Raw genomic sequence first — 26,941 nt, 5'->3', positions numbered from 1 at the left:
GGCTGCACACCTACAATCACCACCGCGGACACACCGCACTGAAAGGCCAACCACCCGCCAGCCGCGTCCCCAACCTCACAGGGCAATACACCTAGGCACCGTCCGCCCGCACCTCGCCCAGTAGCCGGCGCAGCTCGCGCGTGCTGCCCCGGCCCTTGGCCTCCACGATCCGCGCTGCCACGGCGCTCAGCTTGCGGTTCGTGCGCTGGGAGAGCACGCGCAGGACGTCGAACGCCCGGTCCGGATCGCATTCCAGCAGGTGTGTCACGATGCCGATGGCCTGGTCGATCACGGCCCGTGACACCATCGCCGTCCGCAGCTGCTCCGCCTCCGCCTCGGCTCCGGTACGGGCATGCTCGCGCAGAAGTCCGCCGACCGTCTCCTCGGCCAGCACCCCTACCGCCTCCCGGTCCGCCGTCGTGAGCCGCCACGGCCGGAACGCGTACAGGGTGACCGTCGTCGTGACGCCCTCCGTCAGGACCGGGACCGCCGTGCAGGCGCGCAGCCCCCGTTCCAGCGCCGCCACCCGGAAGTGCGGCCACCGCGCGTCGGCGACGAGATCGGCGCCCTCGACCGGCCGCAGGGAGCGGGCGGCCTCGACGCAGGGCCCCTCGCCGGTGTCCTCCTGGAGCGCGGCCAGGACCGCGAGGTCCGGGTGGGTCGAAGCGCTGTGGGCCTCCCCGCCGGGGCACCGCAGAAACACCGTCGCGCCCCGGCACCCGGCCGAGCAGCGCATCGCCCGCCGGACGAGCCGGACGAGCCACGGCGCCACGGCCGCGTCATCGGCCACCGCATCCATCGGGCGCGTCATCCTCGGCCTCCCTGGGAACCTCTCGCAGCGGAACCGGTCCGTCGCGCCGCTCGCCGCCGACGCACCGGTGATCGGCTAGCTTCGTCGTATGAACGGGCCACCGGAGGGCGAGAGCGGTCTTCAGGCCCTCGTCGCCCGCGCCAGGGAACTGCGCGCGGCCCGGGACCATCCTCCCGCCGAATTCCCGGTCCTGCTCGACGCGGCCCTCGCGGAGCTGGACCACGCGATCGAGGCCCTGCGCCTGGCGGAGGGCCCACCGGGACCGCCCCGGACCCCGGGCGCGAAGGCGGCTCCGTTCAAGGCCGTCTTCGACCACCTGCCGTGGCCCGTGATCCTGACCGACGGGCAGACCGTGGTGCGCCGCCTCAACCGGGCCGCCGCCGAACTGACCGGCCTCCACCCCGGGTACGCCGAGAGCCGCCCCCTCGCCGCGCTCCTGCGTCCCACCGGCCGCGCCGCCCTCCGCGCCCACGCGGCGGCCGTGGCCGGCGGCGGGGGAGGCCGCAGCTTTCCGGTCCGCCTCCCGGGGCTCCCGGACGGCCCGCTTTACGCCACGCTCACCGGCATCGACGCGCCGGGGGAGCGGGGGCGGGACGTGCTCGTGGTGCTCGCACCGGGCCCCCTCGCCACTGGCCGTCCCGCTGTCCGGGCCGAGCCCTCGGCGGTCGTACGCCAGGCCGAGCTGACCGGCCTCCTGGACCGCACGGCCCGGGCGCTCCTGGACCGCGAGCCCTCCGCGGCGGCCCTCGGAGCCGTCGCGGGGCTCCTGCGCGACGGACTCGCGGACTGGGCGCTGCTCGACCTGGGGCCCCCGGACGAGCCGGTCCGGATCGCGGTCCACGGCCCGTCGGCGCCGGACGACACGGGGCTCGAGAAGGCGTTCCTCCGGCAGGACCCGCGCGCCTGCCCCGTGGCCGTCGAGGTCATGGCCTCCGGCGCGGCGGTGGTCGAACAGCTGACAGACGACCTGGACCGGCTGGGCGCGGACGAGGCCGGCGCGCCGCTCATGGTCCGCGCCGAGGTCACCGCCCTGCTCTCCGTGGCGCTGACCGCGCCCGACGGCACGACGGTGCTGGGGGCGCTGACGCTGCTCCGGGGCGGGACCGGGCCGCCGTTCTCGCTGCTGGAGGCCGGTGCCACGGAGATCGCGGCGGGCCACATGGCCGTCGCCGCGCGGCGGGGCGGCGTGCGCTGAGCGGCGGGCGGGGCGGACCCGATGCGGAGAAAAAACCCGCCGGTCAGGGGTGCCCGCGCCATGAGGTGGCATACGGCGAAGTGGGGGAGGGTGGAAAGCGCCTCGGCCGTGAGAGCGTCCGCCCCCGGCCGATCGAGCGTGGAGGACCATGATGGTGCGGACTGTGGGTGTCGAGGAGGAGCTGCTGCTCGTGGACGAGCAGGGCGGCGAACCCAGAGCACTGTCGACGGCCGTGCTGGCCCTGGCCGAGCGGCGCGCCGAGGGCGACTCGGCCTTCGAGCCTGAGCTGCACCGCCAGCAGCTGGAGTTCGCCACCGAGCCGCGCGCGGACATGCGGGACATCGCGGACGAGATCCTGCGCTGGCGGGCCGAGGCGGCCCGCAGCGCCGCCGAGGCCGGGGGAGCGGTCGCCGCGCTCGCCACCTCCCCGCTGCCCGTCAGCCCGTCCATCGGAGAGGGCGAAAGGTACCGCTGGCTGGCCGACAAGTTCGGGCTGACCACGCAGGAGCAGCTGACCTGCGGATGCCATGTGCACGTCTCCGTGGAGTCGGACGAGGAGGGCGTCGCGGTCCTGGACCGCATCCGCCCCTGGCTCGCGGTGCTGCTCGCGCTGAGCTCCAACTCCCCCTTCTGGCAGGGCCAGGACACCGCGTACAGCAGTTACCGCAGCCAGGTCTGGGGCCGCTGGCCCTCGGCCGGGCCGATGGAACTGTTCGGCTCGGCCCGGCGTTATCACGACGAGGTCGAAGCCCTCGTCGGCACGGGCGTCCTGCGCGACAAGGGCATGATCTACTTCGACGCCCGGCTCTCGCACCGCTATCCCACCGTCGAGGTCAGGGTCGCCGACGTCTGCCTCGACCCCGCCGACGCCGCGCTGCTCGCCACGCTGGCGCGCGGCCTGGTCGAGACGGCGGCCCGGGCCTGGCGGGCGGGCGATCCGCCGGAGCCGTACGGGGTGGGCGTGCTGCGCATGGCCGCCTGGCAGGCCGGCCGCTCGGGCCTGGAGGGCGAATTGCTGCACCCCGCCACCATGCGCCCCGCCCCCGCGCCCGCCGTGGTGCACGCCCTGCTCACGCATGTGCGCGACGCGCTGGAGGACAGCGGGGACCTGGCCTCGGTCCGCGAGGGGATCGACCGGGTCCTGAAGAGCGGCACGGGGGCGCGGATCCAGCGCGACGCGCTCGCCCGCACGGGCAGCCTCCACGACGCGGTCACGGAGTGCGTCAGCCGCACACGCGGATGAGCCCTCCGAACCTCCCGCCGCTGCTGACGCAAGGGCGGGAGGCCGTCGGAGCGCTCAGGCGAGCCGTTCGCCGGGTAGCACCACCGGGATGCCCGGGGGATACGGCGTGATCATCTCGGCGGCGACGCGCCCCACGGCCTGCTCCACCGGGACGTCCTCGGTCCCGTGGAAGCAGGCCTCGCGCGGCAGCTTCGCCTGCTCCATCCGCAGTTCCGCCGGGGCCGGCAGATCGGCCCGGGACGCCAGCGTGTCGTGGTCGATCAGGTCGCCCTGCAAATGAAACACCGACCCCACGCAGACATCGGCACCGGCGTCCATCAGGGCCTTCGCGCGTTGCAGCACCTCCGACTTCATCAGCCGGTCGTCGGGATCAGCGGCGTCCATACCGGGCCGGGCGCCACGGCGTTCACCCGGATGCCGTCGGCGGCCAGCATCTGTGCGAGGCCCTGGGTGAACGTGACGATGGCGCCCTTGGTCATGGCGTAGTCCAGCAGATGCGGGCTCGGCTTGTACGCCTGCACCGACGTGGTGTTGATGATGGACCCGCCGGCCGGGATGTGCGGCAGGGCCATCTTGCACAGCCAGAACATCCCGTACAGGTTGGTGCGCAGCACCCGGTCGAACTGTTCCGTCGAGATCGCGGCGATCCCGTCGGGCTGTGCCATCTGGTACGCGGCATTGTTGACGAGTACGTCGATGCGCCCGAACTCCTGCACCGCGCTGCCGATCAGCGCACGGCACTGCTTCTCGTCCCGGATGTCGCACGCCTCGGTCAGCGCCTGCCGGCCCGCGTCCTCGACCAGCCGGGCGGTCTCCCGGGCCTCGTCCTCCTCGGTGTCGAGGTGGGTGATCAGCACATCCGCCCCCTCGCGGGCGAAGGCGAGCGCGACGGCACGGCCGATCCCGGAGTCGCCCTCGGTCACCACGGCCTTGCGGTCCTTCAGAAGCCCGTGGCCCTGGTAGGAGTCCTCGCCGTGGTCGGGCGGGGGGCCATGGGCCCGGTCCAGCCGGGGTGCTCCTGCCCCTGCTGCGGGAAATCGGGCTTCGGGAAGCGCTCGGTGGGGTCCTGGCCGGGAGCGGACTCAGTCATGACGGATGTCCTTCGTTGCTGGTGGCGGAGGTCGGCCGGCCCCGCGTGGCGCGTCGGTGCCCCGCCGTCGATCCTGGGCGCACCGGGACCGGCGCGCGACCCGGAGTCCGCTGGACGGCGCTGCGGCTGTGGTCCCAACCGGCAGCGCCTGCTCCCGCGTACGCCGGGAGCCTGGCCAGGCGGGTACCCGTACCGCCCGGGGACATGCGGGACCGGCCCGGGCGTTTTCGTACGCCCTGGCCCGCCTGCCCGCCCACCGGATCGAATCGGGCATTCCGGTTGAACCCGGATTCTGTGGGAACCCGTCGCACGGAACCGCCGTGCGGGCACGCCACGCCCGCAGGACGACTCGCGAGGAACCGAGGAGACATGGGACGGCATGCCGAAATCGCTCGCGCCCTGGCCATGAGGGCGAAGGCGGCGAAGCTCAAGTCGGACGGCGCCGCGCTGGGCGACGAGCCCCTCAAGGCGGAGGGGCGCCGGCGCGAGACCGCCGGACGGATCGCCCAGGCGGAGGCCAAGGCGGCACACCGCACGGACCGCCACTGAACCGACAGCGAGGAGACCACTCATGCGCGCACTGACCTGGCAAGGAAAGCGAGATGTCCGCGTCGAGACCGTGCCCGACCCGGTCATCCAGGACCCGACCGACATCATCATCCGGGTGACCTCGACCGGAATCTGCGGATCCGACCTCCATCTGTACGAGGTGCTCGGCCCGTACCTCGACCCCGGCGACATCCTGGGCCACGAGCCGATGGGCGTCGTCGAGGTGACGGGTCCCGAGGTGACCGCCGTGTCGCGCGGCGACCGGGTCGTCATCCCGTTCAACGTCTCCTGCGGCACCTGCTTCATGTGCGACCAGGGCCTGCACTCGCAGTGCGAGACCACACAGGTCAGGGAGTACGGCACCGGCGCGTCGCTCTTCGGCTACACCAAGCTCTACGGGCAGGTGCCCGGCGGACAGGCCGAGCTGCTGCGGGTCCCCTTCGGCAACACCCTGCCCATCAAGGTGCCCGAGGGGCCGCCGGACGACCGGTTCGTCTACCTCTCCGACGTCCTCCCCACCGCCTGGCAGGCCGTCGAGTACGCGGCGATCCCGCCCGGCGGCAGCGTCACCGTCCTCGGCCTCGGCCCGATCGGCGACATGGCCGCCCGCATCGCCCTGCACCGGGGCGCCGGCCTGGTCATCGGCGTGGACCTGGTCCCCGAACGCCTCGCCCGCGCCGCCGCACGCGGCGTCCAGACCCTCGACCTGGGCCGCTACGGCAAGGACCTGCCGGACGCGGTCCGGGACCTCACCGGCGGCCGGGGCACCGACGCGGTCATCGACGCCGTCGGCATGGAGGCCCACGCCACCGGGACACCGATCGGCAAGGCCGGCCAGTGGGCCACCGGGCTCCTCCCGGACTCGGCCGCCCGCAAGCTCATGGAACACGCCGGCATCGACCGCCTCACCGCCCTGCTCACCGCCATCGACGCGGTACGCCGGGGCGGAACCGTCTCCATCTCCGGCGTCTACGGGGGCTCCGTCGACCCGCTGCCCCTGCTCACCATGTTCGACAAGCAGATCCAGTTCCGGATGGGCCAGGCGAACGTCAAGCACTGGGTGCCCGACATCCTGCCGCTGCTCGTGGACGACGACCCGCTGGGCGTGGACGGATTCGCCACGCACCACCTGCCGCTGGAGGACGGCCCGAAGGCGTACGAGACCTTCCAGGCGAAGGCCGACGGCATGGTCAAGACGCTGCTGCGGCCCTGACGCCGCGACGTGAGGAGTCACCGTGAACGCATCGCAGGGGCTGCGCGTCGTCGTCACGGGCGCCACCGGCAACGTGGGCACGAGCCTCGTACAGGCCCTCTCGCAGGACCCGGACGTCGGATCGGTCCTCGGCCTGGCCCGGCGGCTGCCCGACCTCACCCTGCCCGGCGTCGAGTGGGGGAGGGTGGACCTCTCGCGCCCGGACAGCGCCGGGAGGCTCGGCTCCCTGCTGACGGGGGCGGACGCCGTCGTCCACCTGGCCTGGCGCTTCCAGCCCACCCACGCCCCCGTCGTCACCTGGCGCAGCAACGTCGAGGGCTCGCTCCGTGTCTTCGACGCGGTGCGCACGGCCGGCGTCCCGGCGCTGGTCCACGCCTCGTCCGTGGGCGCCTACTCGCCCGGGCCGAAGCGGGAGCCCGGGGTGGACGAACAGTGGCCGGCCCATGGCTGGCCGGACGTCGCCTACTGCCGCGAGAAGGCGTACCTGGAACGGGTCCTGGACACCTTCGAGCTGCGCCATCCGCAGATCCGGGTCGTACGGATGAGGCCCGGCTTCCTCTTCAAGGAGACGGCCGCGCCGGAGCAGCGGCGCATCTTCGGCGGCAAGTACCTCCCCGGCGTACTCCTGCGCCCCGACCTGCTCCCCTTCGTACCCGACCTGGAAGGGCTGAGGTTCCAGGTGTTGCACACGGACGACGCGGCCGAGGCGTACCGGCTCGCCGTGCTCGGCGACGCACGCGGCCCCTTCAACCTTGCCGCCGACACCGTCACCGACGCCCACTCCCTCGGCGCCCTCCTCGACGCGCGGGTGGTCCGCGCGCCCGTGCCGCTCGTACGAGGCGCCCTGGCGACCGCCTGGCACGCGCGGGCGGTCCCGGCGTCGCCCCACCTCTTCGACGCCGTGCTGCGCCTCCCCGTCATGGACTGCGCCCGGGCGCACGAGGAGCTGGGCTGGCGGCCCCGCTACTCGGCGTCCGAGGCGCTGACAGCGTTCCTGCGCGGCGTCGTACGCGGCACGGGCGAGGAGACCGCCCCGCTGGCGGGCAGCCGGTGGAGCTGAGGGGTTCCGGCCCGGACCTCGTGGAAGACCACCCTCCGACACCGGCGAGCCACGCCGGTACGAAAGGACCCCCATGACGCGCGCCGCACTGTTCGACGTGGACGGCACCCTGGTCGACACCAACTACCTGCACGTCACGACGTGGTGGGAGGCGTTCCACCAGGCCGGGCACACCGTGCCGATGCCCGCGATCCACCGCGCCGTCGGCCTCGGCTCCGACGACCTCGTCGCCCATCTGCTGGGCCCCGGCCGGGACCGGGAACAGGACGCCGGCATCAGCGCCACCCACTCCGCGCTGTACGCCACCTACTTCGAACGCCTGCCCCCGCTGGAGGGCGCGGCGGACCTGCTGCGCGCCCTGGCCGGCCGGGGCTGGACGATCGTCCTCGCCACCTCCGCCTCCGGGCCCGAGCTGAAGGCCCTGCGGCGCGCGCTCGACGCCGACGACGTGATCTCCGGCACCGCCAGCTCCGACGACGTGGACGAGGGGAAGCCCGCCCCGGACCCGATCCGCCACGCGCTGGACCTCGCCGGCGCCACCAGCGAGGAGGCCGTGTACATCGGCGACTCCGTCTGGGACATGGAGGCGGCCACCAGGGCCTCGGTCCCCGCCGTGGGTCTGCTGTCGGGCGGCATCCCCCGGGCGGACCTGGAAGCGGCCGGGGCCGTGGAGGTCCACGCATCCCCGGCCGCGCTGCTGGACCGCCTCGACTCCGGCGTCATCGCCCGTATGAGCCCGTAGGACCCCGCGTCCCTAACCGCCGTAGCACAGGCAGAACGGGTGCCCGGCCGGGTCCGCGAAGACGCGGAAGTCCCGCTTGCCACCGTCATCGTCGAGGTCGAGCGGCGTAGCTCCCAGGGCGAGCACCTCGCGCTGGGCCGCCTCCATGTCCCGGACCTTGAAATCGAGGTGCTCCTGCTGCGAGTTCCGGTCGTCACGCGGCCACTCGGGCGGCTGGTACCCGGGCGCCAACTGGAAGGCGAGGCGCGCCCCGCCGGGGACTTGGAGCTCGTACCAGCGGTCGCTGTCGTGTGTCACCTCCCCGCCCAGCACCCCCTGGTAGAAGGCGGCGAGCGCCGCGGGATCGGGGCAGTCGATGGCAACCAGACAGTAGGTCGCGACAGCCATGTCGTTCCTCGCTTTCGGGGTACGCGGATGCGTGGATGTCCCCTCAAGGGTTCCGCGACAGGCCCTGAGGAAACATGATCCGCGGCCGTACGTTTCGACCGCCGGGGATCGGTAACCCATCCCATATGGTGCAATTCGGATACACGATGATGACCGAGCAGTCGGGACCGCGGGCCCTCGTCGAGGACGTGGTGGCTGCCGAACGGGCCGGCTTCGACTTCTCCGTCACCTCCGACCACTACTTCCCCTGGCTGAAGTCCCAGGGCCACGCCCCGTACGCCTGGAGCGTGCTGGGTGCCGCCGCGCAGGCCACGACCCGCATCCCGCTGATGACGTACGTGACCTGCCCGACCACCCGTTACCACCCGGCCGTCGTGGCGCAGAAGGCCGCGACGCTGCAACTGCTCTCCGAAGGGCGGTTCCGGCTCGGGCTCGGCTCCGGCGAAAGCCTGAACGAACACGTGGTGGGCGGCGGCTGGCCGGACGCCCGGGTGCGGCTCGACAAGCTCGAAGAGGCCGTGGAGATCATCAAGGCGCTCCTCGCCGGAGGCTACGTCAACCACCACGGCCCCCACTTCGACGTGGAGAACGCCAAGCTGTGGGACGTGCCCGACGTGGCCGTGCCCCTGGGTGTCGCCGTCTCCGGCGACCGGTCCTGCGAGATCGCGGGCCGGCTCGCGGACCTGGTGATCGCCACCGAGCCCAAGGCGGAGCTGCTCATCGACTTCGACCGGCACGGCGGCGGCGGAAAGCCCCGGGTCGGCCAGCTGCCCGTCTGCTACGACCCCGACCGTGACGCGGCGGTGAAGCGGGCCCACGACCAGTTCCGCTGGTCCGTCGGCGGCTGGAAGGTCAACTCGGAGCTGCCGGGCCCCTCCGCTTTCGACCAGGCCACGCAGTACGTCCGGCCCGACGACATCGCCGAGGCGGTGCCCTGCGGCGACGACGTCGGGCAGTTCGTGGAAGCGGTGCGCCCCTACGTCGACGCGGGGTTCACCGAGGTGGCCCTCGTACAGATCGGCGGAGACCACCAGAAGCCGTTCATCGACTGGGCCCAGGAGAAGCTGCTTCCCGCGCTGCGCGCCCTGTGACGCGCGTACGGGATCACTCCCCGCGACCGGAGCCGTTACGTCCGTTGGGCAGCCGGGCCATCGCCCAGGCCGGGAAGACGAACCAGCAGATGAAGGACCACAGTGCCATCCCGCCCACCAGCCACAGGGCGAGCGTGTTGTGCAGCGCGACACGCATGATGAGCAGGAGCGCCGAACACATCGTGCAGAAAAGCAGCACGAGCCCGAGCAGGGTGAGCCGCGACGCCCACACCACCGTCTCCGGCTTCAGATGGCGGCCGGTCAGCAGCCGGTGGTAGCAGACGGGCCCGATCAGCGCGGCCGCCGTTGCGGAGCCCAGAAGCACGGTGACGACGTAGATCGCCCTGTCGGTGTCTGCAAGTGTGCCGAAACGCGGCTGGAAGACCACCGCGAGCAGGAAGCCGAAGAGGATCTGCACCCCCGTCTGCGCCACCCGCAGCTCCTGGAGCAGTTCCGTCCAGCGCCGGTCCGCCCGTTCCTCGGTCGTCTCGTCACGCCCCCGGTGGGCATCCTCGCGGCCGTCCTCGTCCACTCGTCCGTTGTCCATGTGCGGTGTCCCTCCCTCCCTTGTGCCGAAACCTTTGTGCGCGGGCCGCCCGGCCCGCGCACAAAGGTTTCGGCCACACGCCGGTGATTCAGCGGCCGACGGCCTTCAGCAGCTGCTCCTTGTTCATCGTGGAGCGGCCCTCGATGTTCTTCTTCTTCGCCTCTTCGTACAGCTGGTCCTTCGTGCGGCCCTGCGCGCCCTTGTGCGAGCGCTCGCCGCCCCGCTCGGAGGCGGACTTGGGGTCGCGCGTGGACGTCCTGCTCGCCGTCTTCGACTCGCCGGAGCGCGCGCGCTCCTTGTTCACCGTGCGCGCGGCGATCTCCTTGGCACGCTTCTCGGACGTGCCGCGCTTCTCGGCGCTCTCCTTCACGTGCTCGTACTGGCGCTCGCGCTTGGGGCTCGATCCTGCCGGCATGACGTAGTCCTCCTCGCTCTTGTCCCGGGCCTCCGGGTTTCCGGGCGGCCACGTCCGAAACATGGCACCGCCCTATCGGGTACGCCCACCGGGTCGCGCGCTCGGGTGACGCCACGCTCCGCCCGCAGGTGAACCGGCCGACTTCGGGTACCGGGTTCCTGCGAGACCGGGCGTACCTATCGAATGAAAAGGAGGTGAGGCGCATGGCCGCTCGGAAGATCCCGGAGGTCAGCCGCCCCGACAAGGTCCTCTTCCCGGACGACGGCATCACGAAGGCCGATCTCGCCGACTACTACCGCACGGTGGCCCGCCGGATGCTGCCCCACCTGCGAGGCCGGCCCCTCATGCTGGAACGCTTCCCGGACGGCATCGGCGGCCACGGCTTCATGCACAAGGACGTGCCGGGCCACTTCCCCGACTGGATCCACCGCGCCGAACTCCCCAAGGAGGACGGCACCGTCACCTACCCCATCGCCGACGACACCGCCACGCTCGTCTACCTCGCGGGGCAGGCGACCATCACCCCGCACCGCTTCCTCTCCCGCGCCGACCGGCCCCATCACCCGGACCGGCTGGTCTTCGACCTCGACCCGCCGGGCGACGACTTCGCCCCGGTCCGCGAGGCGGCGCTCGGGCTGCACGGGCTCCTGGACGAGCTGGAACTGCCGTCCCTCGTCATGACCACGGGCTCGCGCGGGCTGCACGTCGTGGTGGCGCTCGACCGCCGGGACGACTTCGACGCCGTACGGGAGTTCGCCCGCGCGGTCGCCGACGCGCTCGTCACCCGTCACCCCGACCGCTTCACCACCGAGGCCCGGAAGAAGGCCCGCGGCGGACGCCTCTACCTCGACGTCCAGCGCAATGCCTACGCCCAGACCGCCGTCGCGCCCTACGCGGTCAGGGCCCGCCCCGGAGCCCCCGTCGCCGCGCCTCTGGCCTGGGAGGACGTCGACGACCCGGCGCTGGACGCCCGCCGCTGGACCCTCCGCGACGCCGGCGCGCTCGCGGACCGGGACCCCTGGCACCACCCCCCACGGCCCCGCTCCCTCGGCCGGGCCCGCACCCTGCTCGACGCGCTGGCCGCGTAGCACCGAACGGAGAACCACCATGTCCAGAGCCACGACCGTGCGGAACCTGCTGGACGAGCACGGGCGGACCTATGCCGAGGAGGCCGGCATCCGGCTCCGCGACACCCCCATGCCGCTGTACCAGCTGCTGACCCTGTGCGCCCTGTTCTCGGTCCCCATCAAGGCCGACATGGCGGTCGCCGCCGCCCGCGAACTCTTCGCCGCCGGGATGCGCACACCCCACGCCATGGTGGACGCGTCCTGGCAGGACCGCGTCGACGCGCTGGTCCGCGCCCACTACCGGCGTTACGACGAGAGCACCGCCACCGCGCTCGGCGAGGGCGCCCAACTCGCCCTCGACCGGTACCACGGGGACCTGCGAAGGCTTCGCGCGGAAGCCGACGGGGACCCGGGGAAACTGCGCGAACTGCTCACGGAGTTCCCCCGGATCGGGCCCGTGGGCGCCGACATCTTCAGCCGCGAGGCCCAGGGGCTGTGGCCCGAGCTGCGCCCCGCCTTCGACAAGCGCGCCCAGGACGCGGCCGAGGGGCTCGGGCTGCCGCGCGCACCGGAGAAGCTGGCCGGTCTCGTCGCCGACGAGGACCTGCCCCGGCTGGCCGCGGCGCTGGTCCGGGTCGGGCTGGGGTGACCGGCCCCGCCGTCACCAGCCCGTCCAGAGCAGATGGTTGACGGCGAGGGCCACCACCGCCTGGGCGGCGAGCCAGCCCCTCCGCCCCCGGTCGGGCAGCAGCGCCGCCGCGGGCAGCAGCCAGACCATGAACGGCTGCCAGATCCGCTCCGTCTCCGCCTTGCTCATCCCCGACAGATCGGCCGCCAGCAACAGGAGCAGCGCCACGAGCACCAGCGGAACCAACCGGTCCGGCGCGCTCGCCTCACCGCCGCGCAGCCCGCGTACGGCACCCGGCGCACCCGCGAAGATGCGGCGCAGCCCCGCGACCGTCGCCGGGCCCACCGCGATCACGGTGCACGCCAGGTTCGCCCACACCCAGTACCCGAACGGCCGGAACCCGCCCGCACCCTGGTGGTAGCGCTCCACGAGTACGTGGTACGCCTCCCACCAGTTGAAGCCCGCCGCCGTGAAGGCGACCGGCGCCACCACGGCCCCGAGCAGCGCGAGCGGCAGCGGCCGTGCGGTGCGGGCGAGCACGAGCACGGCCAGGAGCAGGAGCGCGATCAGCGGCAGCCCGTAACTCAGATAGCAGACCCAGCCGTAGAGCAGGCCCGCGCCCAGCGCGGCGGCCCCCGGGCTCCGCACCGTGCGCGTCGCCGCCAGGGCCAGCAGGGCGACGGACCAGGCGGCCACTCCCGCGAAATAGGCGTCCGCCGAGGTCCCGGCCCAGACCGCGACCGGGGCCAGGACGAGGAACGGCGCCGCGCGCCGGGCGACGTCCTCGCCGGCCAGGGCCCGCACCGTGACCAGCACGGCGAGCAGGGCGGACGCGCCGGTCAGGATGCACCAGACACCGGCCCAGGCCCCGCCGCCGAGACCGGCCCGGTCCAGGAACACGAAGGTGAGCGTGGCGCCCGGCGGATGCCCGGCGACATGGGTGGGCCAGTTGCCCGGCGGACCGATCAGGATGTGCGCGTCGAACGTGCGCAGCGCCGCGCCGATGTCGTCGAAGCGGTCGATGACCCGCAGGTACTCGTGCTTGGTGGTCAGACGCTCGGCGATGCCGCGGCCCCAGCCGTCGATCAGCGCGAGCGAGAAGATCCACGCCAGCGAGGAGGCGTAGACCGCCAGGAGCAGGGACCGCCAGCGCAGCCGCCGGGCGAGGAGCGGCCCGTACGCGATCACGGCCACGGCCACGACCGGAGCGGCCACCGTCCCCGGGCCCGTGTGCGGGTACCAGGACGCGAGCAGCGGCGGCCAGTGCACGTACAGCGTCCGCGCGTAGTCCTCGATGGCCCGCCCGCCCAGGGCGGCGACGGCCACGAGCACGACGCCTGCCCCGGCGGCCACCAGATCCCAGCGCTGCCCGGAGCTCCGGGCGGTCGCCGGTGCGGTACGGGGTTCGGTGCGGTCCTCGGTCTTCACGCAGGAACCGTACGCACCGGGACACCGCGAAGGCGGGTACCGGCCGGGCGCGTCACACAACCGTCAGATTCATGACCCCGGCCATACGTTCACCGGGGTGACGTCACCGTTTCGTCAGGAGTCGCAGCCACCGAACGCGCAGGCCACGGGCATAGCGTCGGGCCCATGGGCGACAGCCGTCGGAACGCTCCGACATCCTCCTCGGTTTCCTCCCGGCCCCGCGCCGCCGCGCTCCTCCAGCGGCTGCCGTCGGCGCCCGGCTTCTGGCGCAGCCCCGTGCGCGGCGTGCCGTTCACCGCCCTGCTCGGGCTGGTCCTGCTCGCCGGGATCACGCTGCTCTTCGTCACGGGCCTGCTGTCGTACGCCGCGTACAACCCGGATCTCGCCGCGGTCAACGACAAGACACCGGACAAGGGGCTGCTCGGCTTCTACCTCTTCGACTGGCCCACTTCGCCGCACTGGCTCTACCGGCTGACGCAGGGACTGCACGTCACCCTCGGGATCGTCCTCGTCCCCGTCCTGCTCGCCAAGCTCTGGTCCGTGGTGCCCCGGCTCTTCACCCTGCCGCCGGCCCGGTCGCCCGCGCACGCGCTGGAACGGATCTCGCTGCTCCTGTTGGTGGGCGGGGCGCTCTTCGAATTCGTGACCGGGCTGCTCAACATCCAGCTGGAGTACCTGTTCCCGGGCTCCTTCTACCCGCTCCACTTCTACGGGGCATGGGTGTTCTTCGCCGCCTTCCTCGCCCACGCCGGACTGCGCACCCCGCAGGCCGTACGGGTGCTGCGGTCGGGCGGGCTGAACGGGCCGGTCCCCGGCGACGTGCTGGAATCACCCGCCCCGGCCGCACCGACCCTGTCCCGGCGCGGCGCCCTCGCCATGGTCGGCGCGGGCTCACTCGTCCTGCTGGTCACCTCGGTGGGCCGGAGCTTCGACGGGCCCCTGCGCCGCCTCGCCGTGCTCACCCCGCGCGGCGCCGCCGAGCCCGGGTCCGGCCCCAACGGCTTCCAGATCAACAAGACCGCCGCCGCCGTCGGGATCACCACCGCCGACACCGGCGAGGGCTGGTGGCTCACCGTCAGCGGCCCGGCCGGCGACCTGCGGTTCAGCCGGGAACAGCTGCTGGCCATGGAACAGCACAGTGCGGCCCTGCCCATCGCCTGCGTGGAGGGCTGGTCCACCTCGGACCAGTGGTGGCGCGGGGTACGGCTGAGCGACCTCGCGGCCCTCGCCGGCTACCCGGACCGGCCGCCCGGGGTGATGGTGGAGTCGCTCCAGCGCAGCGGCCCCTTCCGCCGGGCCGCGCTCCGCGACAACCAGGTGCGCGACCCGCGCTCGCTGCTGGCGTTGCAGGTCAACGGCGAGGACCTGTCGCCCGACCACGGATACCCGGCCCGGATCATCGTCCCCGCCGCCCCCGGGGTGCTCAACACCAAATGGGTGGCCCGGCTGACCTTCGGAGAACTTTGAATCCTCCCCCGGCTGAAGCTGGGGGATTCCTGGCTCACGCCGCCTGCGGGTCAGCGATCCGACAGGTCTTCCACGATCGTCACCAGCCGGGACGAAACCTGCCCGGTTTGGTAGAGCACAACTTGGAGGTGCATGTGCCGTCTTGGTTCTCGATCAGCACGCGTACGGAGCTTGGTTCTCGCACCGCACGTCAGGCAGCCTACCCGGTCATTCGGGCTGTCTTCCGCCCTGAGGGCGAAACTCCGTCCCCCGCCTTGCTCCGCAGGAGTTCGATTCCTCCCCGCCCCGAAGGCCAAAGCATGCTCGGAGGCCTTCGGTGAACACCACCGGCCCCCGTGCCTTCCTCCGCCGCCGCTACGGAGCGGGGCCGCTGCACCTCGTACTCCTGGCCGCCTCCTTCGCGCTCGCCGGATACGCGGGCGTGCGCCTGCTCTCCGGCGACTGGCTCGGCGTCACCGTGTGGTTCGTGGGCGCGGCCCTCATCCACGACCTGGTGCTCGTACCGCTGTACGCCTCGCTGGACCTGGTGCTGCGCGGGAGCCTCGGACGGCGGCGGCCGGCCTCCGTCAACTACGTACGGGTGCCGGCCTTCCTGTCCGGGCTGCTGCTGCTCATGTGGTTCCCGCTGATCACGCGGCCGAGGCGTTACGAGCCGGCGAGCGGGCTGTCCCCCGATGTGTTCCTGGGGAACTGGCTGCTGACCACCGCCGCGCTGTTCCTGCTGTCGGCGCTCTGGTTCGCGGTCCGGACGCTCCGGCTCCGCCGCAGGGCGACGAAGGCGCGGCCGTCCGCCTCCCACTGACCGTCGGCCCGCAGCCCGTGCGGGCGGGCGTAGCCCAGCAGGGCGGAGGAGCCGAGCCGCGCCCACGGGAAGAGCCCGTCCGCCGCGCGTCCGTCCGGGGCGCGTCCGTCGTCCAGCCGAACCCGGACCCGTTCGTCCAGGTCGTGCGGCACGGTCTCCGCGACGAGCAGGCCGCCGGGCGCGAGCAGTTCCGCCGCCCGGCGCAGCAGCCGGTCCGGGTCGCCGCCGATCCCGATGTTGCCGTCGGCGAGCAGGACGGTGCCCCAGCGGCCCTCCCCGGGCAGCGGGTCGAACACGGACCGGCGCAGCGCGTACCCGCCGAGCCGGACCGTCCGGGCCACCGCCGCCTCGCTGACGTCGATGCCGAGGGCGCGGTGGCCGCGCGACGCCAGTGCGGCGACCAGTCGGCCGGGCCCGCACCCCACGTCCAGGACCGGTCCCTCGCAGCGGCGCAGCGCCGACAGGTCCGCCGCGTCGGCCCCGGCGCACCAGCGCTCGACGTCCAGCGGCAGCAGCCAGCCGTCCGTGCGGCGCAGGAACAGCGGCCCGTGCCCGTTGCGCAGGGCGTTGGCGTACGGGTCGGTGCCCCACGCGTCGGTGTCCGCACGGGCGGAGGGCTGGGGCGCGGGGGCCTGGGACGCGGCGGGTGGCTCCACGTCCACGAGCCCGGCGTCCACGTCCGCCGGAGAGTCGACCAGCACGTTCCGCCCCCGGTCCGCGCGGCTCATCGGACGGCCGTCCGACGCGTCCGGGCCAGCTCCGCGGCGAACCGGCCGTCCGGCGCGAGCGCGGCGACCTCCGCCGCGTCGGCCGCGGTGTCCACGTCCCGCAGCCGGGGCAGGTCCCGCACGGTCAGCCCGGCGTCGACCAGCCGGCGCCGCTGCACCGCACCGGTCTCCGGTACGGACATCGGCACCCCGCGCAGCAGCCCGGGGTCCGGCTCCGCCAGGCCCAGCGCCCAGAATCCGCCGTCCTCCGCCGGGCCGAACCAGGCGTCGCAGCCGCCCCAGGCACCGGGGGCCAGCGCGGGGGCCAGATCGGACGCCGTGATCTGGGGGGTGTCCATCCCGATCAGCAGGGTCGGTCCGGTGCAGGCCCCGAACGCGGCGGCCAGCCGCTCGTCCAACCCGCCCGCCCCCTGCTTCACGACCTCGATGCCCGGCGGCAGCCACGGCCCCGGCGCCCCCTCCAGGACGACGACGCGACGGGCGGCCGGCAGCGCGAGGACGGTGTGCAGGGTGTCGGTGAGCGAGGCCTCCGCGAGGCGCGCGGCCTCGGCGGGGGAGAAGGGCGGGGTGAGCCGGGTCTTGACCCGCCCGGGCAGCGGCTCCTTGGCGATGACCAGCAGGGTCGTCGCACCGGCCGGCCCGGGTCCGGGCGCCGCGCTCACTGGGGCACCCCCGCCGGGACCGGCGTCTCGGCCAGCACGGCCCGCATGTCGCGGACCGCGTGCCAGGTGCCCAGCCAGGTGCCGGTGACCTTCGACTTCCCGGTGCGCGCGAGGTACGGGACGTCCGTCTCGGCCACCCGCAGCCCCGCGTCGGCCGCCCGCACCACCATCTGCAACGGGTAGCCGCTGCGCCGGTCGGTGAGCCCGAGGGCCAGCAGGTCGGCGCGGCGGCCGGCGCGCATGGGGCCCAGATCGCGCAGCCGCAGCCCGGTCCGGCGGTGCAGCATCCGGGACAGCGCGGCGTTGCCCGCCCGCGCGTGCACCGGCCAGGCACCGCGCTCCTGGGAGCGCCGCCGTCCGAGCAGCAGATCGCATTCGCCGTCGGCCACCCGGCGTACGAAGCCCGTGAGGAGCGCGGGGTCCAGCGAGCCGTCGCAGTCGCAGAAGCAGACGAACTCCGCCTCACTGGCGAGCAGCCCGGCATGGCAGGCCGAGCCGAAACCGCGTCGGGGCTCGTGCACCACGGTCGCACCCAGCGAGCGGGCCACATCGGCGGAGCCGTCGGTCGAGCCGTTGTCCACCACGATCGCCCGCCAGCCCCGGGGTACCCGGGCCAGCACCCCGGGCAGGGCCGCGGCCTCGTCGAGACAGGGGAGGACGATGTCGGCGCGGGGGCCTGAGTCATCGGAAGGAAGGATCACCCGGCTTACCCTACGGAGCGAAAACCGGCATTTCGGGCTTTGGATTCTTACGAAACGTGGACGTCGCCCGCCACCGGCCCTCCCGCGTTTCCGGCGGCGCCGCCCCGGGTGCCAGGGTGGTCCCATGCAGACGCCCCCGGACACACCGCAGCCCGTCCCCGCAGGCGAGGCGCCCACCACCGTCCCGGGGCGCGGTCATGTCCTCGTCGTGGACGACGATCCGACCGTCGCCGAAGTCGTCGCGGGATATCTGACCGGGGCCGGCTACGACGTCGCCCGGGCGGCCGACGGACCCGCCGCGCTCGCCCTGTACGCGGCCCGCCGGCCGGACCTGGCCGTCCTCGACCTCATGCTGCCCGGCATGGACGGCTTCGAGGTCTGCCGCCGGATGCGGGCGCACGGGCCGGTCCCGGTCATCATGCTCACCGCGCGCGGTGACGAGGACGACCGCATCCTCGGCCTCGAAACCGGCGCCGACGACTACGTCACCAAGCCGTTCAGCCCGCGCGAGCTCGTCCTGCGCGTCGACTCCGTGCTGCGGCGCGCCAGGGCGGCGGCGGTCCCCGCCGGACAGCCCCGGCTGCTGGAGGGCGCGGGCCTCGTGCTCGACCCGGCCGCCCGGAGTGCGAGCTGCCGGGGCCGGCTGCTGGCCCTCACACTCCGCGAGTTCGACCTGCTGGCCTTCTTCCTGCGCCACCCGGGCCGGGTCTTCACCCGGGAGGAGTTGATGCGCGAGGTCTGGGGCTGGGACTTCGGGGACCTGTCCACGGTCACCGTGCATGTGCGCCGGCTGCGCGGGAAGGTCGAGGCCGACCCGGCCCACCCGGAGCTGATCCGTACGGTCTGGGGCGTCGGCTACCGCCTCGACCTGCCGGCGGGCGAGAGCCCCGCCCCGGACGCCGGAGCCGAGTCATGACCGACACGCTCCTCATCGCCCTCTTCGCCTTCCTCGGCGCCGCCGCCGCGGGACTGCTGGGGGCGTTCGCGCTGCGGCTCACCCGGCACCGTTCGCTCGTCGTCTCCCTGAGCATCGTGGCCGCCGTGGCCGTCACCGCGATGCTCGCCGGGACCCTGGTCGTCGCCTGGGCGATGTTCCTGTCGCCGCACGACCTGACCGTGGTCACGACCGTCGTCGCGATGGCCGCCGTCGTCTCCCTCGTCACGGCGATGCTGCTCGGCCGCTGGGTCGCCGCCCGCAGCCGCGAGCTGACCCTCGCCGCCCGCTCCTTCGGTGACGGCGGCACCTTCGCGGCGCCCGAGGCCCAGGCCACCGCCGAACTCGCCGCCCTCACCCGCGAACTCGCCGCCACCAGCGCCAAGCTGGACGGCTCGCGCGCACGGGAACGCGCCCTGGAGACCTCGCGGCGCGAACTCGTGGCCTGGATCTCGCACGACCTGCGCACGCCCCTCGCCGGGCTGCGCGCCATGTCCGAGGCGCTGGAGGACGGTGTGGCCGTCGACTCCCCGCGCTATCTGCGCCAGATCCGTACCGAGGTCGAGCGGATGAACGACATGGTCGGCGACCTCTTCGAGCTCTCCCGCATCCACGCGGGCTCGCTCGCGCTGGCCCCCACCCGCGTCTCCGTCTACGACCTGGTGGGCGACGCCCTCGCGGGTGCCGACCCGCTCGCCCGCGAGCACGGGGTGCGGCTGGTCGGCGGCCGGATCGAGGAGGTGCCCGTGGAGGTGGATGGCAAGGAGATGAGCCGGGTCCTGGGCAACCTCCTGATCAACGCGATCCGCCGGACACCCGCCGACGGCACGGTCGCCGTCGCGGCCCACCGCGCGCCGGACGGGGTGGTCCTCTCGGTGACCGACGGCTGCGGCGGTATCCCGGAGGAGGACCTGCCGCGGGTCTTCGACACCGGGTGGCGCGGCAGCCACGCCCGTACGCCGCCGGCCGGTGCGGGCCTCGGGCTCGCCATTGTGCGCGGCATCGTCGAGGCCCACGCCGGCCGGGCGGAGGTCCGCAACGTCACCGGTGGCTGCTGCTTCGAGGTGACGCTGCCGCTCGGGTGAGCCTCAGACCGGCAGCCCCGCCCCCGCCTCCCGCAGCGGCGCCGCCGCGAAGTCGGCCATGCCCTCGGCGAACTCCACCCGCGGCTGCCAGCCCAGTTCCTCCCGCAGCCGCCGCGAGTCCGCCGTGACATGGCGTACGTCCCCGAGCCGGAACTCCCCGGTCACCACCGGCGCCGGACCGCCGTGGGCCGCCGCCAGCGCCCCGGCCATCTCGCCGATCGTGTGCGGCTCTCCGCTGCCGGTGTTGTACGCCGCGAAACCGCCCGGAGCGCGGGAGCCCACGGCCTCCAGCGCCACCGTGTTCGCGGCGGCCACATCCCGTACATGGATGAAGTCGCGCCGCTGCCCACCGTCCTCGAACACGCGCGGCGCCTCGCCCCGGGCCAGCGCCGACCGGAAGAACGACGCCACACCCGCGTACGGCGTGTCGCGGGGCATGCCGGGGCCGTACACGTTGTGGTAGCGCAGCGAGACCGCGCTCCCGCCCGTAGCGCGCGCCCAGGACGCGGCGAGGTGCTCCTGCGCGAGCTTCGTCGCCGCGTACACGTTGCGCGGGTCTGTCGGAGCGTCCTCCGCGACGAGGCCCGGTGCCAGCGCGGCCCCGCAGTCCGGACAGCGCGGCTCGAAGCGGCCCGCCGACAGATCGGACCGGTCCCGGGGGCCCGGACGGACGGTGCCGTGACGCGGACAGGAGTACCGGCCCTCCCCGTACACGACCATCGACCCGGCCAGCACCAGGCTCCGCACCCCGGCCCCGGCCATCGCGGCGAGCAGGACGGCGGTGCCCAGGTCGTTGCAGCCCACGTACTCCGGGGCGTCCGCGAAGTCCTTGCCCAGGCCGACCATCGCCGCCTGGTGGCACACCGCGTCGACGCCGTGCAGCGCACGGTCCACGGTCGCGCGGTCCCGTACGTCCCCGACGATCAGCCGCCCGTCATCACCCCTGGGCGGCCGGTGTGCGGAGGGGCCGTGCGCCGAGGGGAGCAGTGCGTCGAGCACCACCGCCTCGTGCCCGGCCGAGGTGAGACCGCGGACGATTTCCGAACCGATGAACCCGGCACCGCCGGTGACAAGTACGCGCATGCCCGCCACGCTAGGCCGCGCACGGCCCCGTCACGTGCTTTGGCGGCGGCACGTCACGGGACCGTAAGCCTTCGGCAGTTTGACGACAGGCCCTAGCGGAGCTCCTGGATGCGGACCAGGTTGCCCGCCGGGTCGCGGAACGCGCAGTCGCGGATGCCGTACGGCTGCTCGGTCGGCTCCTGGACCACCTCCGCGTCACCGGCCTGCACCTTCTCGAAGGTGGCGTCCAGGTCGTGGGTGGCGAGCAGGATCCAGCCGTACGTGCCCTTGGCCATCATCTCCGTGATGGTGCGGCGCTCGTCGTCTGTGATCCCCGGGTCCGCGGCCGGCGGCGCCAGCAGGATCGATGTGCTCGGCTGGTCCTTCGGGCCGACGGTGATCCAGCGCATCTTGCCCTGGCCGACGTCGTTGCGGACTTCGAAGCCGAGCACGTCGCGGTAGAACGCGAGGGAGTCCTCCGGGTCGTCGTGCGGGAGGAAGCTGGTGTGAATGGTGATGTCCATGAAGATCATGCTAGGCAGGGCGCCACCGCCGCGCTTCTCGAATCCTGACCGGTTCCCCACCCCTTCCCGGCGGCCGTCCGGACCGCCCCGCTGCCCGAAGAGGCACCCCGCCGTGCCCCGCACCGGACAGGGCCGGGCTGGACGGGGCAGCGGCGCGTCGCCCAGGGTGGAAGGCCGGCAGGAGCGGGCGGTCCGCCGCGACCGCCCCGTGCGGTCAGGGGAGATGACGGTGAACGCACAGGACCACGACCACGAGCACGAGCACCAGGTGAAGCCCCCGGAGACCGGGGAGGACCACGAGCGGCTGCCGGCCGGCCCCCCGCACGACGCGACCGCCGAGGCGCCCACCACCTCCGGCGCCCACCACCTCTTCCGGGCCGCAGCCACCGGCCGGACCGACGTGGTGGGCACCTCCGGCATGGGCGCTCTCCAGCGCACCATCGGCAACGCCGCCCTCGGCCCCGTGATCCAACGCGCCCGGGCGGCGGCCCCGGAACAGGCCGAGGAGGCGGAGCCGCGCTCGCCCGTGCACGACGTCGTCTCCTCCGGCGGCGGCACCCCCCTCGACACCGACACCCGGGTCGACCTGGAGAGCCGGATGGGCGCCGACTTCTCCGACGTACGCATCCACAACGACTCGGCCGCGCACGAATCGGCGAAGGGCGTCGGCGCGCACGCCTACACCGTGGGCAACAACGTCGTCTTCCAGCGCGACGCCTACGACCCCTCGTCGCCCCAGGGCCGTACGACGCTGGCGCACGAGCTGACCCACGTCATCCAGCAGCGCACCGGGCCCGTCGAAGGCACCGAGGCGCCCGGCGGCATCCGGGTCAGCGACCCCTCCGACCGCTTCGAGCGCGAGGCCGTCGCCAACGCCGACCGGGTGCTCTCCGACCCGGCCCCGGCCACCCCGGCGGCCCCCACCGCCGCACCCTCCGCGGCACCTGCCGTCCAGCGGGCGGCCACGGAAGACGAGGACGAGCAACCGGCCGACGTGCAGGGCTCGTTCGTACAGCGTGCGGAGGAGGAGAGCCCGGAGGAGAAAGAGAGTCCGGCCTGACGTATCGTCAGTTGCCTTCGGCGTTCCGCATCGTGCCGCCCAGGAACATCGACTCCGCGCACCGCGCGGGCGCCTGCGCGCCCACCGGCTTGCCGACCTTGCGGCAGTCGATCGTCATGGTGACCTTGCCGCCGGCCGGAACCACGATCGGCGTCACGAAGTGGTAGTCGGAGTCCCGGAAGTTCTCCAGACCCAGGCTCAGCACCCGGGTCTCCCGGCCTGCCGAGACGACCAGCGTCCCGGCGTCGCCCTGCGGGTTCTGGACCACGATGTCGGTCAGCTGGAACGCCTTTCCGGCCGGCACGGTGAGCGCCGTCCCCGTGTTCGTCCCGCCGCCCAGCGAGTCCTGCACCCTGACCTGCGCGCTCGTCGGCGTGGCCGCTCCCGCGTCGGCCGCCGCCGACGGGCTGGGGCTCGGGGTGGGCTTCGACTCGCCGCCCCCGCCCGAACCGCTCCCGGCGGAGTCGCCCCCGCCCGCCCCGGAACCGCCCGAGCCGCCCTGCTCCGGCGCCTTGCTCTTGTCGGCCGCGGCGGCGGACCGCACCGCCTCGGGGGTGACCGCCTCACGGGCCGCCGACTTCACGGCCGGGCGCAGCAGCGCGTACCAGAGGCCGACCAGCGCGAGCACCAGCACGGCCGCGGTGATCAGGGCGCGGGGGAGCCAGCGGGGGAGCAGGGGCTCCTGCTCGTAACTCCCGTCCACGAGGACCGGCTCGACCGGGTCCTGCCCCTCGGCCACCTGGGTCGCGGCGAACACCTGGAAGGGGTGCGTGACCGGTGTGCCGCGCCACATCCGCTTGACGGGCCGCACCCGAAGCTTCGCGAACTCCGCCTCGCCGGGCGCTACTTGGAGCTCCGGGGCGGCGAAAACGACGCGGGCCCGCTCGGTTCCGGGCTGGGCGCCGAGGCGCACGGTGACCGGTGTGTTGCCCCGGTTGTCGACCGCCAGCTGGTGGCGTCCGGCGAGCGCGCCGTGCGAACCCCGCGGGACCAGCTCGGCCGTCGTCCCGGTGAACGGCAGCACGGTCACCCGGCCCTCGGGCACCACCGTCTCGCCCTGCTCACCGGTCGGCACCACCCGGACCCCGAACGGCGTCTCGCCCGCCGGCACCGTCGCGTTGCGGGGCGGCCGCAGCATCAGCGATACGGTGCCCGAGTCGCCCGGGTAGAGCGACAGCACGGCCGGCTCCACCGCCGCCCAGGCGGCACACGCACCGACCACCTCGAAGCGGTACTCCTCCACGGTCTGACCGGAGTTGCGGACCTGAAGGGGGACAGCCGTCTCCGCGCCCGGTGCGGCGCTGACGGTGGACGCGTCGAGGCTTGCCGTGAGACTCATACGGCGGACCGTAGGTTCGCCGCCCCCGTCGTACATCGGCCGCGAAGGAACACTTTCGGGCACATCCCGTGCCCCGGCCAAGCATTTTGGTTTCCTCCTCAATGGGCCGGGGCATCTTCTGTCCGCCTCCACACCAATGAGGCGCACGAACACGGCTGCGAGGCGTGTGCCAGAAGTGCTTCCGGCCGTCACACAGGGGGAGCACATATGGAGCGCACCACTGTCGCGTTACGGGCCCAGGACCCGATCTCGCAAGCCGGAGTGGCCAGCCAGTTGAGGGCGCGGCCCGAAGTGAACGTCGTGGACTGGAGCGAAGAGGGGCCCTGGCCCGAAGTCGTCGTCATGGTCGTCGACGCCGTGGAGGAGGACGTGCTGACGACACTGCGCCACATCCAGCGGACCACCGATTCCCGTGCCGTGCTCGTCACCACGGACATCGACGAACAGAAGCTGGTGAGCGCCGCCGAATGCGGGGTCGTCGGGGTCATCAGGCGGGCCGAGTCCACCCCCGAGCACCTGGTGCACGTCATCGCGACGGTCGCCCGGGGCGAGGGACACCTCCCCTCCGACCTGCTCGGCCGGCTCCTCGCGGAGGTCGGCAGGCTCCAGGGCCAGGTCCTCGCACCACGCGGCCTGCACTTCACCGGGCTCGCCGCCCGCGAGGTGGACGTCCTGCGGCTGGTCGCCGAGGGCTACGACACCGCCGACATCGCCACGAAGCTCGCCTACTCCGAACGCACCATCAAGAACGTCCTCCACTCCGTGATGACCCGGCTGCAACTGCGCAACCGGTCCCACGCGGTGGCGTACGCGATGCGTCAGGGCCTGATCTGACGCGGCCCGGATTCGCACGGCCCGGATTCGCACGGGCCGGTTCCGCACGGCCCGGATCAGCGCGGCCCGGTCGGCTGCCCCAAAGGGCAGCGGGCGCTACCCGCCGAAAGGCCTGACCTCCCGCTGCGCGCGGCGCCCGCATGGGGGACCGTGTGGGCGCTGTTCTTCGGTGGGAGGTCCGGGTGCGGGGGAGAGAAGCTGTGCGGTGGATTCGGTCGGCGGGACGCCCACCCGGACTGCCCGGCGCCCGCCGCTCGGCGGCGCTCGCGCTGCTCCTGCTCGCCACCGCGTTCGCCCCCGGGACGGGCCCGGCCGGCGCCGCACCCGCCGTGCCCGTCCCCCCGGACCCGTGGGTCACCCCGGCGACCGTCCACGAGGCGCTCGACCCGGGCGGCTCCACGAGTGTCGACAAGTCGGTTCGTACGCCGGCCATCCCGCCGAAACCGGAGGTCGTCCTGCTGGTGGACGGCACGGCGAGCATGGAGAAGCCCATCACCGACGTGCAGACGAATCTGTCGGTTATCACCAAGAAGGTTCTGGCGGAACGGCCTGAGTCGCGTTTCGCCGTCGCTACCTTCGGCGACCAGCAATTCGACCCCACAGGAGGCGAATTCGAGGTCCTCCAGGGGTTGACGGACGACCTCGTCAAGGTGCAGGCCGGCGTGAACGAGCTGAAGACGGACCGGGGCGCCTACAGCATGGGCCCGTCGGAGGACTGGATCAACGGCCTCTGGCAGATCGCCAACGGAGCCGGTGGCGAGACGGTCTTCCGCGAGGGCTCCAGCCCGGTGATCGTGCTGGTCAGCGACGCGTCCAGCCACGCACCGAGCGCCGGTCACACCATTGACGACACGATCTTCGCCCTCCAGGACAAGGGCGTCCGGGTGGTCGGCGTCGACGTGGACAGCGCGCTCGGTGACGGGCTCAACGGCACCGGCAACGCGCACAACCCCGACTACCCCGACCAGGTCGAGAAGCCGCCGACCGACGCGGGCCAGGCCACCCGCATCATCGAAGCCACCCAGGGCCGGCTCCTTGAGGGCATCCAGGGCGACGAGGTGGCCCAGGCCATCGTCGACGGCATGGACAACCTGCCCACCTCCGTCGGCTACCAGCTCAGCGGTTGCAGCCCCTACCTCACCGTCGCGCTCGACCCGCCCACCCGCCGGGTGACCAGCGGCGAGACCGCCCACTTCGCCGAGACCATCGACGTCGCGGCCGACGCCCCGCAGGGCGCCCGGCTCACCTGCACCGTGCAGTTCCTGCTCGGCCCGCAGATCCCTGGCACGGACAGACTCGCCCCCACGGCCGCGCCCGACCCCGACTTCCAGCAGACGATCACCATCGACGTGAACGACGTCGACGCCCCGATCGTCACCGTGGACGACCGCATCGCCAGGGCCGACGACGCGGACGGTACAAGGATCAGCTACTGGGCGACGGCCGAGGACGCCCATGACGGCCGCCTCCCCGTCACCTGCACCCCCGCCTCCGGCTCCCTCTTCCCGATCGGCTCGACCACGGTCACCTGCACCGCCACCGACTCGGTGGGCAACACCGCCACCGACACCGCCGTGTTCCAGGTGCTGCCCGCGCCCCCGGCGCCACTGCCCCCGCCACCCGCGACGGACGTCGCCGTCACGGCCGACCTCAGCCCCGGCCGTACGTACATCGGCCGACAGACCCGCGCCCGGTTCACCGTGACCAACGCGGGTCCGGACACCGCCAGGGACGTCGTCCTCGCCACGAGCTGGCCGGAGCCCGGCGCGGCGAAGGACCGCACGCTGACCTCGCTCAGCCGCTGCACGGCCGCCGCCCCCTGCACCATCCCGCCCGGCGGCCGGATCGAGGTGACCCAGACCGGCACGTACCGTGAACCGATCACCGGCGACGTACGCGCCGCCGTCAGCGGCAATCCGGGCGACCTGCGCCCCGTCAACAACCAGGACACGGAACGGCTGCGCGTCCTCAAGCCGTCCCTCACCGTCACCCCGCAGGTCGCCAAACCCGGCCAGCCCGTCGTGGCACGCGGAAAGGACTACCCGCCGGGCGAGACCGTAGGCCTGACCTGGAACACCGGCATCACGGCGGACCACACCGGCGTACGCGTCGGCCGCGACGGCACCTTCGAGGTGCAGGTGCTCGTGCTACGCAAGGACACCCTCGGACCGCGTGTCCTGCGCGCGGACATCACCGGACTGCCCCGGCTCCAGAAGCCCGTCCTGGTGGTCCAGCGCAACCTTCAGCCACCGGACTTCAAGGGCCGTACGTGAGAGG

General features: G+C 73.4%; 27 protein-coding genes and 1 pseudogene. 15 read left to right on the top strand and 13 right to left on the bottom strand.

Translation table 11 applies throughout. The features are described from left to right. Positions 1 to 91 precede the first annotated feature (91 nt). Entirely contained in the window at positions 92 to 811 is a 720-nt protein-coding gene (locus ACIQZN_RS19610) for an ANTAR domain-containing protein (RefSeq protein ID WP_403995100.1), read from the bottom strand. A gap of 88 nt (positions 812 to 899) precedes the next feature. Between ACIQZN_RS19610 and ACIQZN_RS19605 the strand changes: the two genes are divergently transcribed. Both ACIQZN_RS19605 and ACIQZN_RS19600 read left to right on the top strand, forming a co-directional pair. Then, complete coding sequence (locus ACIQZN_RS19605; protein ID WP_403995097.1) at positions 900 to 2,006, top strand: PAS domain-containing protein; 1,107 nt, start codon at positions 900 to 902, stop codon at positions 2,004 to 2,006. A 151-nt stretch (positions 2,007 to 2,157) separates the two neighbouring features. Next, on the top strand, positions 2,158 to 3,249 hold the full coding sequence (locus tag ACIQZN_RS19600; protein ID WP_403995141.1) for a glutamate--cysteine ligase: 1,092 nt from the start codon (positions 2,158 to 2,160) through the stop codon (positions 3,247 to 3,249). Positions 3,250 to 3,303: 54 nt separating this feature from the next. On the opposite strand, the gene ACIQZN_RS19595 is transcribed toward ACIQZN_RS19600, so the two are convergent. Together ACIQZN_RS19595 and ACIQZN_RS19590 are read right to left on the bottom strand one after the other, a co-directional pair. Beyond that, a complete protein-coding gene (locus tag ACIQZN_RS19595; protein WP_403995138.1) occupies positions 3,304 to 3,453 on the bottom strand; it encodes a hypothetical protein in 150 nt (49 codons plus the stop codon). Positions 3,454 to 3,608: 155 nt separating this feature from the next. Beyond that, positions 3,609 to 4,339 (bottom strand): annotated as a pseudogene (locus tag ACIQZN_RS19590) (SDR family oxidoreductase); the annotation flags it as partial. Positions 4,340 to 4,708: 369 nt separating this feature from the next. Between ACIQZN_RS19590 and ACIQZN_RS19585 the strand changes: the two are divergent. The 4 genes from ACIQZN_RS19585 to ACIQZN_RS19570 all read left to right on the top strand — a co-directional run bounded on the left by ACIQZN_RS19585 (position 4,709) and on the right by ACIQZN_RS19570 (position 7,903). After that, the gene (locus ACIQZN_RS19585) at positions 4,709 to 4,888 is read left to right on the top strand and encodes a hypothetical protein (RefSeq protein WP_403995094.1); all 180 of its coding nucleotides are present in this window, start codon (positions 4,709 to 4,711) and stop codon (positions 4,886 to 4,888) included. Positions 4,889 to 4,910: 22 nt separating this feature from the next. Further along, the gene (locus ACIQZN_RS19580; protein ID WP_403995091.1) at positions 4,911 to 6,101 is read left to right on the top strand and encodes a zinc-dependent alcohol dehydrogenase; all 1,191 of its coding nucleotides are present in this window, start codon (positions 4,911 to 4,913) and stop codon (positions 6,099 to 6,101) included. Positions 6,102 to 6,123: 22 nt separating this feature from the next. After that, positions 6,124 to 7,161 (top strand): NAD-dependent epimerase/dehydratase family protein, encoded by a 1,038-nt coding sequence (locus ACIQZN_RS19575; protein ID WP_403995088.1) that lies wholly within the window; start codon positions 6,124 to 6,126, stop codon positions 7,159 to 7,161. 73 nt (positions 7,162 to 7,234) lie between these two features. Further along, complete coding sequence (locus tag ACIQZN_RS19570) at positions 7,235 to 7,903, top strand: HAD family hydrolase (protein WP_403995085.1); 669 nt, start codon at positions 7,235 to 7,237, stop codon at positions 7,901 to 7,903. 12 nt (positions 7,904 to 7,915) lie between these two features. On the opposite strand, the gene ACIQZN_RS19565 is transcribed toward ACIQZN_RS19570, so the two are convergent. After that, entirely contained in the window at positions 7,916 to 8,290 is a 375-nt protein-coding gene (locus tag ACIQZN_RS19565; protein ID WP_403995082.1) for a VOC family protein, read from the bottom strand. A 125-nt stretch (positions 8,291 to 8,415) separates the two neighbouring features. On the opposite strand from ACIQZN_RS19565, the gene ACIQZN_RS19560 reads away from it, so the two are divergent. Continuing rightward, the gene (locus ACIQZN_RS19560) at positions 8,416 to 9,381 is read left to right on the top strand and encodes an LLM class F420-dependent oxidoreductase (RefSeq protein WP_403995079.1); all 966 of its coding nucleotides are present in this window, start codon (positions 8,416 to 8,418) and stop codon (positions 9,379 to 9,381) included. A gap of 13 nt (positions 9,382 to 9,394) precedes the next feature. Here ACIQZN_RS19560 and ACIQZN_RS19555 read toward each other — a convergent pair whose 3' ends face one another. Together ACIQZN_RS19555 and ACIQZN_RS19550 are read right to left on the bottom strand one after the other, a co-directional pair. Continuing rightward, positions 9,395 to 9,928 carry a DUF6328 family protein gene (locus ACIQZN_RS19555; RefSeq protein ID WP_403995076.1) on the bottom strand — a complete coding sequence of 178 codons (534 nt, stop codon included), beginning with the start codon at positions 9,926 to 9,928 and terminating at the stop codon, positions 9,395 to 9,397. An 88-nt stretch (positions 9,929 to 10,016) separates the two neighbouring features. After that, positions 10,017 to 10,343 carry a plasmid stabilization protein gene (locus ACIQZN_RS19550; RefSeq protein ID WP_330314849.1) on the bottom strand — a complete coding sequence of 109 codons (327 nt, stop codon included), beginning with the start codon at positions 10,341 to 10,343 and terminating at the stop codon, positions 10,017 to 10,019. A 203-nt stretch (positions 10,344 to 10,546) separates the two neighbouring features. Between ACIQZN_RS19550 and ligD the strand changes: the two genes are divergently transcribed. Continuing rightward, positions 10,547 to 11,431 (top strand): non-homologous end-joining DNA ligase, encoded by an 885-nt coding sequence (gene ligD / locus ACIQZN_RS19545; protein ID WP_403995073.1) that lies wholly within the window; start codon positions 10,547 to 10,549, stop codon positions 11,429 to 11,431. Between the two features lie 19 nt (positions 11,432 to 11,450). Further along, positions 11,451 to 12,059 (top strand): endonuclease, encoded by a 609-nt coding sequence (locus ACIQZN_RS19540; protein ID WP_403995071.1) that lies wholly within the window; start codon positions 11,451 to 11,453, stop codon positions 12,057 to 12,059. A gap of 12 nt (positions 12,060 to 12,071) precedes the next feature. On the opposite strand, the gene ACIQZN_RS19535 is transcribed toward ACIQZN_RS19540, so the two are convergent. Continuing rightward, the gene (locus ACIQZN_RS19535; protein WP_403995069.1) at positions 12,072 to 13,466 is read right to left on the bottom strand and encodes a hypothetical protein; all 1,395 of its coding nucleotides are present in this window, start codon (positions 13,464 to 13,466) and stop codon (positions 12,072 to 12,074) included. Between the two features lie 165 nt (positions 13,467 to 13,631). Here ACIQZN_RS19535 and ACIQZN_RS19530 point away from each other — a divergent pair, with 165 nt between their 5' ends. After that, the gene (locus ACIQZN_RS19530) at positions 13,632 to 14,933 is read left to right on the top strand and encodes a molybdopterin-dependent oxidoreductase (RefSeq protein WP_403995067.1); all 1,302 of its coding nucleotides are present in this window, start codon (positions 13,632 to 13,634) and stop codon (positions 14,931 to 14,933) included. A gap of 645 nt (positions 14,934 to 15,578) precedes the next feature. Here ACIQZN_RS19530 and ACIQZN_RS19525 read toward each other — a convergent pair. The 3 genes from ACIQZN_RS19525 to ACIQZN_RS19515 are packed head-to-tail and all read right to left on the bottom strand — an operon-like array spanning position 15,579 to position 17,826. Further along, positions 15,579 to 16,463 carry a class I SAM-dependent DNA methyltransferase gene (locus ACIQZN_RS19525; RefSeq protein ID WP_403995065.1) on the bottom strand — a complete coding sequence of 295 codons (885 nt, stop codon included), beginning with the start codon at positions 16,461 to 16,463 and terminating at the stop codon, positions 15,579 to 15,581. After that, positions 16,460 to 17,125 (bottom strand): DUF2064 domain-containing protein, encoded by a 666-nt coding sequence (locus ACIQZN_RS19520; RefSeq protein WP_403995063.1) that lies wholly within the window; start codon positions 17,123 to 17,125, stop codon positions 16,460 to 16,462. The genes ACIQZN_RS19525 and ACIQZN_RS19520 overlap by 4 nt, the downstream gene beginning before the upstream one ends. Next, a complete protein-coding gene (locus ACIQZN_RS19515) occupies positions 17,122 to 17,826 on the bottom strand; it encodes a glycosyltransferase family 2 protein (protein WP_403995060.1) in 705 nt (234 codons plus the stop codon). The genes ACIQZN_RS19520 and ACIQZN_RS19515 overlap by 4 nt, the downstream gene beginning before the upstream one ends. Before the next feature lie 124 nt (positions 17,827 to 17,950). Between ACIQZN_RS19515 and ACIQZN_RS19510 the strand changes: the two genes are divergently transcribed. Together ACIQZN_RS19510 and ACIQZN_RS19505 are read left to right on the top strand one after the other, a co-directional pair. After that, positions 17,951 to 18,742, top strand: coding sequence for a response regulator transcription factor (locus tag ACIQZN_RS19510; protein ID WP_403995057.1), 792 nt, complete (start codon positions 17,951 to 17,953; stop codon positions 18,740 to 18,742). Beyond that, complete coding sequence (locus ACIQZN_RS19505; protein ID WP_403995054.1) at positions 18,739 to 19,845, top strand: sensor histidine kinase; 1,107 nt, start codon at positions 18,739 to 18,741, stop codon at positions 19,843 to 19,845. The genes ACIQZN_RS19510 and ACIQZN_RS19505 overlap by 4 nt, the downstream gene beginning before the upstream one ends. Before the next feature lie 3 nt (positions 19,846 to 19,848). Here the strand turns inward: ACIQZN_RS19505 and ACIQZN_RS19500 are convergent, their stop codons facing one another. Both ACIQZN_RS19500 and ACIQZN_RS19495 read right to left on the bottom strand, forming a co-directional pair. Next, on the bottom strand, positions 19,849 to 20,928 hold the full coding sequence (locus tag ACIQZN_RS19500) for an NAD-dependent epimerase/dehydratase family protein (RefSeq protein WP_403995051.1): 1,080 nt from the start codon (positions 20,926 to 20,928) through the stop codon (positions 19,849 to 19,851). A gap of 92 nt (positions 20,929 to 21,020) precedes the next feature. Further along, positions 21,021 to 21,431, bottom strand: coding sequence for a VOC family protein (locus ACIQZN_RS19495; RefSeq protein ID WP_403995048.1), 411 nt, complete (start codon positions 21,429 to 21,431; stop codon positions 21,021 to 21,023). 223 nt (positions 21,432 to 21,654) lie between these two features. Between ACIQZN_RS19495 and ACIQZN_RS19490 the strand changes: the two genes are divergently transcribed. Beyond that, positions 21,655 to 22,491, top strand: a complete 837-nt coding sequence (locus ACIQZN_RS19490) for a DUF4157 domain-containing protein (protein ID WP_403995045.1) — start codon at positions 21,655 to 21,657, stop codon at positions 22,489 to 22,491. 7 nt (positions 22,492 to 22,498) lie between these two features. On the opposite strand, the gene ACIQZN_RS19485 is transcribed toward ACIQZN_RS19490, so the two are convergent. Next, positions 22,499 to 23,830 (bottom strand): hypothetical protein, encoded by a 1,332-nt coding sequence (locus ACIQZN_RS19485; RefSeq protein WP_403995042.1) that lies wholly within the window; start codon positions 23,828 to 23,830, stop codon positions 22,499 to 22,501. 207 nt (positions 23,831 to 24,037) lie between these two features. Here ACIQZN_RS19485 and ACIQZN_RS19480 point away from each other — a divergent pair, with 207 nt between their 5' ends. Then, a complete protein-coding gene (locus ACIQZN_RS19480) occupies positions 24,038 to 24,664 on the top strand; it encodes a response regulator transcription factor (protein ID WP_403995039.1) in 627 nt (208 codons plus the stop codon). A 200-nt stretch (positions 24,665 to 24,864) separates the two neighbouring features. Further along, entirely contained in the window at positions 24,865 to 26,937 is a 2,073-nt protein-coding gene (locus ACIQZN_RS19475) for an HYR domain-containing protein (protein ID WP_403995036.1), read from the top strand. Positions 26,938 to 26,941: the final 4 nt, after the last annotated feature.

This window comes from Streptomyces sp. NPDC097595 (assembly GCF_044761525.1).
GTDB classification, from domain to species: Bacteria; Actinomycetota; Actinomycetes; order Streptomycetales; family Streptomycetaceae; genus Streptomyces; species Streptomyces drozdowiczii_A.
This window is presented reverse-complemented; position numbering and strand designations above follow the sequence as displayed.

Coding starts and splice junctions, on each gene's coding strand:
- ACIQZN_RS19530 (WP_403995067.1), top strand. CDS start 13,632: ATGGGCGACAGCCGTCGGAACGCTCCGACATCCTCCTCGGTTTCCTCC.
- ACIQZN_RS19505 (WP_403995054.1), top strand. CDS start 18,739: ATGACCGACACGCTCCTCATCGCCCTCTTCGCCTTCCTCGGCGCCGCC.
- ACIQZN_RS19550 (WP_330314849.1), bottom strand. CDS start 10,343: ATGCCGGCAGGATCGAGCCCCAAGCGCGAGCGCCAGTACGAGCACGTG.
- ACIQZN_RS19500 (WP_403995051.1), bottom strand. CDS start 20,928: ATGCGCGTACTTGTCACCGGCGGTGCCGGGTTCATCGGTTCGGAAATC.
- ACIQZN_RS19570 (WP_403995085.1), top strand. CDS start 7,235: ATGACGCGCGCCGCACTGTTCGACGTGGACGGCACCCTGGTCGACACC.
- ACIQZN_RS19595 (WP_403995138.1), bottom strand. CDS start 3,453: ATGGAGCAGGCGAAGCTGCCGCGCGAGGCCTGCTTCCACGGGACCGAG.
- ACIQZN_RS19480 (WP_403995039.1), top strand. CDS start 24,038: ATGGAGCGCACCACTGTCGCGTTACGGGCCCAGGACCCGATCTCGCAA.
- ACIQZN_RS19580 (WP_403995091.1), top strand. CDS start 4,911: ATGCGCGCACTGACCTGGCAAGGAAAGCGAGATGTCCGCGTCGAGACC.
- ACIQZN_RS19555 (WP_403995076.1), bottom strand. CDS start 9,928: ATGGACAACGGACGAGTGGACGAGGACGGCCGCGAGGATGCCCACCGG.
- ACIQZN_RS19510 (WP_403995057.1), top strand. CDS start 17,951: ATGCAGACGCCCCCGGACACACCGCAGCCCGTCCCCGCAGGCGAGGCG.
- ACIQZN_RS19560 (WP_403995079.1), top strand. CDS start 8,416: ATGGTGCAATTCGGATACACGATGATGACCGAGCAGTCGGGACCGCGG.
- ACIQZN_RS19540 (WP_403995071.1), top strand. CDS start 11,451: ATGTCCAGAGCCACGACCGTGCGGAACCTGCTGGACGAGCACGGGCGG.
- ACIQZN_RS19610 (WP_403995100.1), bottom strand. CDS start 811: ATGACGCGCCCGATGGATGCGGTGGCCGATGACGCGGCCGTGGCGCCG.
- ACIQZN_RS19600 (WP_403995141.1), top strand. CDS start 2,158: ATGGTGCGGACTGTGGGTGTCGAGGAGGAGCTGCTGCTCGTGGACGAG.
- ACIQZN_RS19490 (WP_403995045.1), top strand. CDS start 21,655: ATGACGGTGAACGCACAGGACCACGACCACGAGCACGAGCACCAGGTG.
- ACIQZN_RS19565 (WP_403995082.1), bottom strand. CDS start 8,290: ATGGCTGTCGCGACCTACTGTCTGGTTGCCATCGACTGCCCCGATCCC.
- ligD (WP_403995073.1), top strand. CDS start 10,547: ATGGCCGCTCGGAAGATCCCGGAGGTCAGCCGCCCCGACAAGGTCCTC.
- ACIQZN_RS19485 (WP_403995042.1), bottom strand. CDS start 23,830: ATGAGTCTCACGGCAAGCCTCGACGCGTCCACCGTCAGCGCCGCACCG.
- ACIQZN_RS19605 (WP_403995097.1), top strand. CDS start 900: ATGAACGGGCCACCGGAGGGCGAGAGCGGTCTTCAGGCCCTCGTCGCC.
- ACIQZN_RS19495 (WP_403995048.1), bottom strand. CDS start 21,431: ATGGACATCACCATTCACACCAGCTTCCTCCCGCACGACGACCCGGAG.
- ACIQZN_RS19525 (WP_403995065.1), bottom strand. CDS start 16,463: ATGAGCCGCGCGGACCGGGGGCGGAACGTGCTGGTCGACTCTCCGGCG.
- ACIQZN_RS19585 (WP_403995094.1), top strand. CDS start 4,709: ATGGGACGGCATGCCGAAATCGCTCGCGCCCTGGCCATGAGGGCGAAG.